At 68.0% G+C, this 9,481-nt stretch carries 11 protein-coding genes; 3 read left to right on the top strand and 8 right to left on the bottom strand.

The features are described 5' to 3' along the window. Nucleotides 1-9 precede the first annotated feature (9 nt). Nucleotides 10-972: a D-2-hydroxyacid dehydrogenase gene (locus ON20_RS16895; RefSeq protein ID WP_040836601.1), complete on the bottom strand. Its 963-nt coding sequence runs from the start codon at nt 970-972 to the stop codon at nt 10-12. 208 nt (nt 973-1,180) lie between these two features. Here ON20_RS16895 and ON20_RS16900 point away from each other — a divergent pair, with 208 nt between their 5' ends. Genes ON20_RS16900 through ON20_RS16910 form a run of 3 tightly spaced genes read left to right on the top strand, consistent with a single transcriptional unit; the run spans nt 1,181 to nt 3,454 of the window. Beyond that, a complete protein-coding gene (locus ON20_RS16900) occupies nt 1,181-1,900 on the top strand; it encodes a maleate cis-trans isomerase family protein (RefSeq protein ID WP_174361902.1) in 720 nt (239 codons plus the stop codon). A gap of 29 nt (nt 1,901-1,929) precedes the next feature. Continuing rightward, nucleotides 1,930-2,790: a maleate cis-trans isomerase family protein gene (locus ON20_RS16905; protein ID WP_169332349.1), complete on the top strand. Its 861-nt coding sequence runs from the start codon at nt 1,930-1,932 to the stop codon at nt 2,788-2,790. Further along, nucleotides 2,777-3,454, top strand: coding sequence for a GntR family transcriptional regulator (locus ON20_RS16910; protein WP_040836603.1), 678 nt, complete (start codon nt 2,777-2,779; stop codon nt 3,452-3,454). Before ON20_RS16905 ends, ON20_RS16910 begins: the two co-directional genes overlap by 14 nt. Before the next feature lie 53 nt (nt 3,455-3,507). Here ON20_RS16910 and truB read toward each other — a convergent pair whose 3' ends face one another. The 7 genes from truB to ON20_RS16945 all read right to left on the bottom strand — a co-directional run. After that, entirely contained in the window at nt 3,508-4,470 is a 963-nt protein-coding gene (gene truB / locus ON20_RS16915; protein ID WP_083864982.1) for a tRNA pseudouridine(55) synthase TruB, read from the bottom strand. After that, nucleotides 4,470-5,150: a 4'-phosphopantetheinyl transferase Npt gene (npt, locus tag ON20_RS16920; protein ID WP_040836604.1), complete on the bottom strand. Its 681-nt coding sequence runs from the start codon at nt 5,148-5,150 to the stop codon at nt 4,470-4,472. Before npt ends, truB begins: the two co-directional genes overlap by 1 nt. Nucleotides 5,151-5,172: 22 nt before the next feature. Continuing rightward, nucleotides 5,173-6,132, bottom strand: a complete 960-nt coding sequence (locus ON20_RS16925; protein WP_040836694.1) for a metallophosphoesterase family protein — start codon at nt 6,130-6,132, stop codon at nt 5,173-5,175. Between the two features lie 43 nt (nt 6,133-6,175). Further along, nucleotides 6,176-7,534: an MATE family efflux transporter gene (locus ON20_RS16930; RefSeq protein ID WP_040836704.1), complete on the bottom strand. Its 1,359-nt coding sequence runs from the start codon at nt 7,532-7,534 to the stop codon at nt 6,176-6,178. Nucleotides 7,535-7,828: 294 nt separating this feature from the next. Next, a complete protein-coding gene (gene rbfA, locus ON20_RS16935; protein WP_040836605.1) occupies nt 7,829-8,269 on the bottom strand; it encodes a 30S ribosome-binding factor RbfA in 441 nt (146 codons plus the stop codon). Nucleotides 8,270-8,365: 96 nt separating this feature from the next. After that, nucleotides 8,366-8,656 carry a DUF503 domain-containing protein gene (locus ON20_RS16940; RefSeq protein ID WP_040791209.1) on the bottom strand — a complete coding sequence of 97 codons (291 nt, stop codon included), beginning with the start codon at nt 8,654-8,656 and terminating at the stop codon, nt 8,366-8,368. 116 nt (nt 8,657-8,772) lie between these two features. After that, the coding region (locus tag ON20_RS16945) for a translation initiation factor IF-2 (RefSeq protein WP_040836606.1) at nt 8,773-9,481 on the bottom strand (709 nt) is incomplete at its 5' end.

Consider the following 9,481-nt stretch of genomic DNA (forward strand, 5'->3'; position numbering starts at 1 on the left):
GGCCCTCCTTCAGCCGGGCACATATCCCAGCTTCTTATCGACGACATTGTCCAGCGGCAGACCGGCCATCCAGCGGTCGAAGTTCGCGGTGAAAGCGGTGACGATCTCGGTGCGCCATCCGAAGGCATCGCCCGAGTTATGGGGTGTGATATGCGCGTTCGGCAGATCCCACAGGGGATGCCCGGCCGGTAGTGGTTCCGGCTCCGCCACGTCGAGCGCCGCGCCGGCGATCGTTCCGTTGCCCAGGGCCGCGACCAGATCGTCGGTGACCACGAGTTCACCGCGACCGACATTGACGAACCGGGCATGCGGTTTCATCGCGGCGAAGGCCCGTGCGTCGAACATGTGCCGGGTCGATTCGGTGAGCGGGGCGATGGCGATCACATAATCGGCGGCGGGCAGCTCGGCGTACAGGTCCGTGCGCACAACACCGAAATCGGGGTCGTTGTCGCGGGGGCGGCGCCCGACGGCGCGGATCTGCATACCGGCGGCACGCAGAAGTCGGGCAATGGTACGTCCGATGGATCCGGTGCCGACGATCAGCGCGGTCGCGCCGGCGACGCGTTCGGATTCGCGGTGCCGCCAGATGTGCCGCTGCTGCAACCGCAGCGACTCGGCCAAGTCCTTGGCGAAGACGAGGATCTGCCCGAGCACATATTCGGCGATGGCACCGTCGAAGACACCGCGGGTGTTGGTGACCACCACATCGCTGTCCCGCAGTTCCGGGAACATCACCGTGTCGACGCCGGCGGCGGCCATATGCAACCAGCGCAGCCGGTCGGCGGACGGCCAGGCGTTGCGAACGCCGCGGGTCTGAAAGTCATGCACGAACAGCACATCCGCGCCGCGCAGCGCCTCGGCGAGTCCGTCCTCCTCGGTGTAGCGGACCGTGGCCCGCTCCTCCACCGAGGTCATCAGGGCGGGGTCGGGCAGGTCACGGTAGACGACGGTGACGATGGGGCCCGATTTCACAGCGTTGCTCGTTTCCCTAGTGACTTCCGGCTTCTTCGCGTGTTTCCACCGGTCTCCGTTTCACCGGTGACCTTTGCCGGACGTTTTCACATTGACACAGTAAGATCACATCATATGATTGTCAACAATCCGATCGTCTGCCTCGACCGACTCGGAGGTCTTCCGGCTGAGCGCGAGAGGGGCCGAAGTGGATCTCAGCTTTCCCGATATGGAGGGCCCCGTGGCGCAGCGGGGCATCGGCATCATCGCCCCCTTCGACTTGGCGCTGGAGCGTGAACTCTGGCGGTGGGCGCCACTGGAGGTGAGCCTGCACCTGGCCCGCACTCCCTACGAGCCGGTACCGGTCTCGCTGGCCATGGCCGAACTGGTCTCGGATCCGATACATCTGACCGCCGCCACACGCAACGTCCTGCATGTCGAACCCGAGGTGGTGGCCTACCTGTGCACATCGGGCAGTTTCATCAAGGGCATCGCGCACGAGCGTTCCCTGCGCGAGACGATTTGCCGGGTGGGGGCCCAGGACGCGGTAACCACATCCGGCGCCCTCCTCGAAGTGGTCCGGCATCTGAACCTCACCCGAATCTCGGTCATCACCCCCTACGACGAGATCCTCACCGGCAAACTGCACGATTTCCTCGCCGAGGCCGGTTGCACGGTGGTGCGCTCCGATCACCTGGGCCTGGGCGGAGGCATCTGGAAGGTGAACTACCGGACGATCGCCGAACGCATCGTCGCCGCCGATGACCCCACCGCCGAGGCCATCTTCGTCAGCTGCACCAATCTGCCCACCTACGACATCATCGAACCGCTCGAGCAGGCGCTGGGCAAACCGGTGCTCACCGCCAACCAACTCACCATGTGGGCCTGTCTCGGCCGGATGAAGCTGCCCACGATGGGGCCCGGCAAATGGCTGCTCAACGTATTCTGAACCGTCGGTTCGAGGAAGGAGTCCGTCCCATGGACGAACCGAACCCCGTCGGGGCCCGCCCCGGCTCTGGACCGACCGGAGTGAATTCGCGTCAGCGGATTCGCGGAGGAAGGGAAGAACCGGGGCCACAAGGGCACCGACCCGCGCCGCCGGAGGCGGCGCAATCGAACACAGTCGGGTTCGTCTACCCCGATCACGCCGCCGAAGACGACTATCCGAGAGCGGAGGCGATCCTCGATATCCGACTGCCGGTGGCGCATATCTACGGAACGGATCTGCACGCCGTCGCGGAACTGCTCGACCTGGGCAGTCCCGAAAAACTGCGGCGAGGGGCCGAACTGCTGACCCCGCATCGGCCCGCGGCCGTGGTGTGGGCGTGCACGTCGGGCAGCTTCGTCTACGGTCCGGACGGCGCGCGTGCTCAGGTCGGGGGATTGGCGGCGGCGGCCGGCGTGCCGGCGTCCAGCACCTCGTGGGCATTCGTCGCGGCCGCACACGCGCTCGGCGTCCGCGAGGTCGCCGTGGCCGCCAGCTACCCGGACGAGGTGGCGCGCCTGTTCGTCGATTTCCTCGCCGCCGCCGGGATCACCGTGGTCTCGATGTCGAGCTCGGGTATCCCGACCGCCGCCGAGGTCGGAACCCTGCTACCGGAACAGGTGCTGGGTTTGGCAGCCGCGGCCGACCACCCCGACGCGGAGGCACTGTTGATCCCGGATACTGCGATGCGCACCCTCGCGGTGCTCCCGGACCTGGAGGAGGCGTTGGGCAAACCGGTGCTCACCGCCAACCAGGTGACCATCTGGGAAGGATTGCGCCTGGCCGGTATCGCGCGCACCGCACCGGCGTTGGGCGCACTGTTCGCGGAAAGGTATGTCCATGTCGGTCATTGATTTCGAACCGGTCAACCAGCAGTCGACCGCCGAGATGATCGCGGACCGGCTGCGTGAGGCGGTCATGCGGGGCGCGCTCGCCCCTGGCACGCAGCTGGGTGAGGCGGATCTGGCGGCCCGTTTCGGCGTCTCGCGGGGACCGGTCCGAGAGGCCATGCAGCGGCTGGTCTCCGAGGGTCTGCTGCACGCCATCCGCAATCGCGGCATCTTCGTCATCGACCTCGCCCCCGACGATGTCGTCGACATCTACCGGGCACGGACCGCCATCGAGGGCGGTGCCCTGGCCCTGATTCTGGACGGCCGCCGAGAGATCGCCCACCGGGCGCTGGCGTCCAGCGTCACCGCGATGCTCGCCCGCGCCGAGGCCGGCGACGCGGCCGGGGTGTCCGATGCCGATCAGCAGTTCCACGAGGTGCTCGTCCAGAGCGCGGGCAGTCCGCGACTCGTGCGCGCGGCCCGCACCCTGCTGATCGAGACCCGGATGTGCCTGGGCGCCCTCCAGACCACCTACCACGACCTGAGCGAACAGGCCCAGGAACATGTCCGACTGCGTGAGGCGATCGGCACGGGCAGCGCCGAACAGGCGCACGCACTGCTGCGAGAACATATGGACGATGCGGTGCAGCGGCTCGGCTCCCGCTATGCCGAAGCCCAGACCAATTAGGGCGAGCGGCACGGGACAGGCGCCGACAGAGAAGGCCGGACCGCTGCCCCGGCTCAGTCGACCAGTCCCCGGGGACGCACCACCATCACCGGCGCGGCACGGGAACCCTTCTCCTCCAGAAGCGCGATGGTCCGCCCGTCGGTGGTGATCGCCGCATGGACGCCCGCCATCCCGATCGGCTCCAACCACCGACCGTCGCGCAGCGACTCGGTCTCCGCGGCGTCGACCGTCCGGTGTGCGAAGGCCACCCGTATCGCGGTATCGATATCCAGGCTCAGTGCCGGGTCCTCGGCGAGTTCGTCGAGGGTACGGGCATGTTCCAGGGTGAACGGACCGACCCGGGTGCGGCGCAGCGCGGTGAGATGACCGCCGACCCCCAGCGCGGCGCCGAGGTCGCGTGCCAGGGCGCGCACGTAGGTGCCGGAGGAGCATTCGACCACCACGTCCAGATCCACCAGGGTGTTATCGGGGGGATTGCGTCGGGCGAGGACGTCGAATCGGGAGACCGTCACCGGACGCGCCTCCAGGCGCACCTCCTCCCCGGCACGGTGTCGGGCATAGGCGCGTTCGCCGGCCACCTTGATCGCGCTGACGGTGGCGGGCACCTGCCGGATATCACCGGTGAGCGCCGCGACCGCGGTGGCGATACCGGCATCGGTCACCGACTCGGCCGATGCTTCGGCGAGTATCTCGCCCTCGGCGTCGTCGGTGGTGGTGGCCTGCCCCAGCCGGATGATGGCGGTATAGGCCTTGGAGGTGAGGGTGAGCAGGCCGAGCAACTTGGTGGCACGTTCGACGCCCAGCACGAGTACGCCGGTGGCCATCGGATCCAAGGTGCCCGCATGGCCCACTTTCTTGGTGCGCAGTAGTTTCCGCGCCCGGGAAACGACATCGTGGCTGGTCATACCGCCGGGCTTGTCGATGACGAGCAAACCGCCCAAACCGTCCGGGCCGAGGGGGCGGGGACGCGCCGCCCGTGCCGACGTGTCCGCGGGCGATATCCGCGACTGTCCCATCAGCCGTGCACGATCGCGGTGAGGATGAGCCCGTCGGTGATCAGCCAACGGCCCTCGAACGAGGTCAGCGGCGTTCCTCCGTCGGTGGTCTGCCCGGGTACCAACAGTTCCGAGCGGAAGATGCCACAGCCGGCGGCGGTCGCACCGGACGGGGCGGCTTCGAGGGTGAAGGTGATGTGCGCGTCCTCGAAACCGAGCCAGCGGCCGGTGAGCGGGAACCACGCCTTGTAGGTGGCCTCCTTGGCACAGAACAGCAACCGGTCCAGGTGCAGACCGGTCGAAGTGGTGCCGTACAGCCATTCCCGTTCCGCGGGCAGGCTCACCGAGTCGAGCACTCCGTCGGGCAGTGTGGCATGCGGTTCGGCGTCGATCCCGATCGACCGATAGCGCAGCCGATGCGCCAGCGCCGCGGCCCGATACCCGTCGCAGTGGGTGAGACTGCCGACCACACCGCGCGGCCAGATGGGTGCTCCGCGCTCCCCCTTGCCGATCGCGACCTGCGGCTCCCCCAACTGTTCCAGCGCCTGCCGGGCACAGTACCGGGCGCCGATGAAATCGCGGCGGCGTTTCTCCACCGAGTTCGCGATCAGGTGCTCCTCGGCGGGATGCGGCTTCAGATCCTCCGGGTAGTCGAGCAGTTCGGCCGAGGCCACGCCGGAGGGCAGGATTGTCTCGATCATCGCCGTCGAGCCTATCTGCCCTTCACAGCGCACCGCGCCTGCGCTGGGCCTTGGCCCGCATTTCGGCCGCCTCGGCCGCCATTTCCGGGGTCACCTTGAAATGTCCGCCCCAGTCGTTGAGGTCCCCCGGCCGGTAGTCGGGGTCGGGCAGGATCTGGCGCAGCAGTTTGTCGGGTAGGCCACGACGCTGCCATTCCCGGGGGTAGCCGAGCGAGACCTCCTCGAAGCGGACACCGTCGTAGTAGGTGGTGCGCGGGATGTGCAGATGGCCGTAGACCGCGCAGATCACGTTGTAGCGGGTATGCCAGTCGGCGGTGCGCTCCGTCCCGCACCACAGCGCGAACTCGGGATACCAGAGCATATCGGTGGGCTTGCGGATCAGTGGGAAGTGGTTGATCAGCACCAACGGGGTCTGTGGCCCCAGGGCATCGAGTTTGCGCTTGGTCACCTGCAGCCGGACATCACACCAGGCGTCGCGGGTGAGGTATGGGTCGGGTGAGAGCAGGAATTCGTCGGTGGCCACCACATTGCGTTCCCGGGCCAGCGCCAGCGCTTCGGCCTTGGTGCGGGTGCCCTCGGGCCGGAAGGTGTAGTCGTAGAGCAAAAACATCGGGGCCAGCGTGACGGCGCCACCGTATTGTTCGGCACCCGCGCCCCGCCACACCGGGAACGGGTCTTCCGGGGTGAGCACGTCCAGATCCCGGCACATCGACACCAGGTAGTCGTAGCGGGCGGCGCCGCGCATCTGCACCGGGTCCTTGGAAGTGGTCCACAGTTCGTGGTTTCCGGGAACCCAGATCACGGTGGCGAACCGGCCGCGCAGCAGTTCCAGTGCCCACCGGATATCGTCGCTGCGTTCGCCGACATCACCGGCCACGATCAGCCAGTCCTCCGGGGAATCCGGCCGGATCTCCTCGACCACCGGCTTATTTCCCTGATGTCCGACATGGATATCGCTCACCGCCATCAGCTTGGGACTCACCACGGCCACCTCGGTAGATCTACTCGGCAGTACACGACAGTCATCATGCCGGAACCTCGGCACCGACCCGCGCCCACCGCCCGGACAGCGCCCGCCCGAACAGCGCGGCCAGCCGCATCAGCATGAAGACGATGAGCCCGCACCAGATCCCTGCGATACCCCACTCGAACACCAGCGACAGCCAGATGGCGGGCAGGAATCCGAGCAGCGCCGCCCCCAGGGTGGTGGTGCGCAGATAGGCCGCGTCACCGGCACCGAGCAGGACTCCGTCAAGGGCGAAGACGACCCCCACCACCGGGATCATGACGACGAAGAACCACCACGCCGCCCCGATGCGGTCCAGGACCGCCGCGTCGGTGGTGAACAGCGGCGGTATCACCGCCGTGCCCGCGGCGCACACCACCGCCAGCACCAGCGCGAAGGCCAGCGACCATTCGGTGACCCGGAGGGCCACCATCCGCGCCGCGGCGGCATCGCGCGCGCCCAACGCGGCGCCGACCAGGGTCTGCGCCGCGATCGCCGGCGAGTCCAGGGCCAGGGCGAGAAAGTCCCACAGCTGCAGAACCAGCTGATGCGCCGCCACCGAGGCGGCGCCGAAGCGAGCGGCGACCGCCGCCGCGGAGACGAAACAGGCCTGGAAGGTGAAATTGCGCACGATCAGGTCCCGGCCGAGCACCAACTGTGTACGCATCACCGAAGGGCGCGGCGTGAACGGCACCCCCTCGCGTGCCAACGCGCCCAGGAACAGCGCGGCCATCACCGCCTGGCCGGTGAGATTCGCCACCGCCGACCCCGGCAGCCCCATGGCCGGCGCCCCGAACCATCCGTGCACCAGCGTCGGACACAGCAGCGCCGACAGCAGCAGGCCCGCCACCGCGTACGTCAGCGGACGGCGCACCTCCTGCACACCGCGCATCCAGCCGTTGCCCGCCATCGACACCAGGATCAACGGCACCCCGAACAACGCGATCCGCACCCACCCCAACGACTCGGCCGCGATATCTCCCCCACCGGCGACAGCGCCGGTCAGTGGCGCCGCCGCGAGTTGCACCGCGATCAGGATCACCAGTCCGATCCCCACCGCGAGCCAGCTCGCCTGCACACCCTCCGCTACCGCGCCGGGACGGTCACCGGCGCCGTACCGACGCGCCGAACGAGCGGTGGTGCCGTAGCTCAGAAAGGTCAGCTGCGTACTCACCTGTGCCAGGATCAACCCGCCGACGGCGAGCCCGGCCAAGGCCAGGGCACCCAGACGGCCGACCACCGCGAGATCGAACAACAGGTAGATCGGCTCCGCCACCAGTACGCCCAAGGTCGGCAGTGCCAACTCGAGAATCCGCCGCGGGCCGGCGTCGACGATTACCGGCGATCCTTCGGCGGGCGTGCCCCGTACGGTCACCATCGCCACATCGTCGTCGTCGCGGTGGGCACCGGGCTGCCCGCCGATCTTGCACTCGCTCACCGAACCTCCACCACCGCCGACCCGCACGGCCGACAGCCCACGCACCCCGGTGCCGACGATTCGACCTCACGGCACCGTCACGCGAATGCCCGATGCCGAGTTCCCGCGAGCCCCTCGAGGCCGAGCTCGGCCGCCGGACCGGGGCGCACAGGCCGTGAACGACGTAGGCGCCGGCCGAAAATCATACGGTCGGGGGGATTCGACGCTACCGGGCGCCGGCCGGTAGCGTCGGTTCTATTCCTCTTCGTGGTCGCTCTTGTACGGGTCGGCCTCTCCCGCGTACCGGGCGTTGGCAGCGACCCGCGCGACGGCGTCGTCGGCAGCTTTGGCCTTGGCCAGCAGATCCTCCATCTGACGCGCGGCATCGGGCACGGTGTCGAGTACGAAGCTCAGCGTGGGGGTGAACTTGACGCCGGTGCCGGCGCCGACCTTCGACCGCAGCACGCCCTTGGCCTTGGCCAGCCCGGCCGCGGCGCCGTCGTAATCGGGCTCGGCGTCGACGGTTTCGCCCATCACCGTGTAGTACACGGTGGCCTCCCGGAGGTCACCGGTCACCTTCGCGTCGGTGACGGTCACGAAACGCAGCCGCGGATCCTTCACCTCGTACTCGATGGCGGTTGCCACGATGGACGCGATCCGCTTGGCGAGTCGGCGTGCCCTGGCTTGGTCAACCATGGCCGCTCCTTCCTCAGTTCTCGTTCGTGCGGCGGGTTCGCCCGAGCGAACGATCCCGTCGCGGGGTCACCGGCGCGGGCACCGGATCGCCGCGCCTCAGTCCTCGGGGCCGAAGACACGGCGACGTACCGCCAGCAATTCCAGCTCCGGACGGGCGGCGACATGCCGCTCACATTTGTCCAGCACCGCGGTCAGATGATCCATTCCGGCGCTGACCATGGCCACCGCCAGCAGGGTGCGGCGGTAGCGGTCGTGCTCGCCCGCTTCCGCGGTGCTCACACCGAAACGCTGGAGTTCGGCCAATACCGGCCGGATCACCGAACGTTTCTCCTTCAGCGAGTGCACATCGCCGAGCAGAATGTCGAACTCGAGTGCACCGAGGTACACACAACCTCCCGGTCGGTGGGTGCACGGATCCGTCATCGTCCCGTGCACCGTGGTCGAAGAGCATGCCGCGGCCGGACGACGCGCCACCGCGCCGCCCGGCCCCGCCGTGCCGTGATTCAGTCGCGCGGCTTCTCGCGCAACTCGTAGGCCTCGATGACGTCGCCCTCCTTGATATCGGAGTAGGCCAGCGTCATACCGCATTCGAAGCCTTCGCGGACTTCGGTGACATCGTCCTTCTCTCGCCGCAGCGAGTTGATCGTCGTCGAGTCGGCTACCACCACATTGTCGCGGAGCAGGCGCGCCTTGGCGTTGCGCTTGACCGTGCCCGAGGTGACCATGCAACCGGCGATATTGCCGATCTTCGACGAGCGGAAGATGGCCCGGATCTCGGCCCGACCCAGTTCGACCTCTTCGTAGATCGGCTTGAGCATGCCCTTGAGCGCGCTCTCGATCTCGTCGATGGCCTGGTAGATCACCGAGTAGTACCGGATGTCCACACCTTCGCGGTTGGCCAGTTCGGTGGCCTTGCCCTCGGCCCGGACATTGAACCCGATGATGATCGCGTTCGATGCCGACGCCAGGTTGACGTTGGTCTCCGTGACACCACCGACGCCGCGGTCGATGACCCGCAGCCGCACCTCGTCGTCGACCTCGATGGCGAGCAGCGCCTCTTCCAGCGCCTCGACGGTACCGGCGTTGTCGCCCTTGAGGATGAGGTTCAGCTCGCTGGTCTCCTTCAGCGCGGCATCCAGATCCTCGAGGCTGATCCGCTTGCGGCTGCGCGCGGCCAGGGCATTGCGCTTGCGTGCGTTGCGCCGGTCGGCG

Source organism: Nocardia brevicatena NBRC 12119 (genome assembly GCF_000308495.1).
Lineage (GTDB): Bacteria > Actinomycetota > Actinomycetes > Mycobacteriales > Mycobacteriaceae > Nocardia > Nocardia brevicatena.

Excerpts from the sequence above, each read along its gene's own strand:
- ON20_RS16900 (WP_174361902.1), top strand. The coding sequence starts at position 1,181 with ATGGAGGGCCCCGTGGCGCAGCGGGGCATCGGCATCATCGCCCCCTTC.
- ON20_RS16905 (WP_169332349.1), top strand. The coding sequence starts at position 1,930 with ATGGACGAACCGAACCCCGTCGGGGCCCGCCCCGGCTCTGGACCGACC.
- ON20_RS16910 (WP_040836603.1), top strand. The coding sequence starts at position 2,777 with ATGTCGGTCATTGATTTCGAACCGGTCAACCAGCAGTCGACCGCCGAG.
- truB (WP_083864982.1), bottom strand. The coding sequence starts at position 4,470 with ATGGGACAGTCGCGGATATCGCCCGCGGACACGTCGGCACGGGCGGCG.
- npt (WP_040836604.1), bottom strand. The coding sequence starts at position 5,150 with ATGATCGAGACAATCCTGCCCTCCGGCGTGGCCTCGGCCGAACTGCTC.
- ON20_RS16930 (WP_040836704.1), bottom strand. The coding sequence starts at position 7,534 with ATGGTGACCGTACGGGGCACGCCCGCCGAAGGATCGCCGGTAATCGTC.
- rbfA (WP_040836605.1), bottom strand. The coding sequence starts at position 8,269 with ATGGTTGACCAAGCCAGGGCACGCCGACTCGCCAAGCGGATCGCGTCC.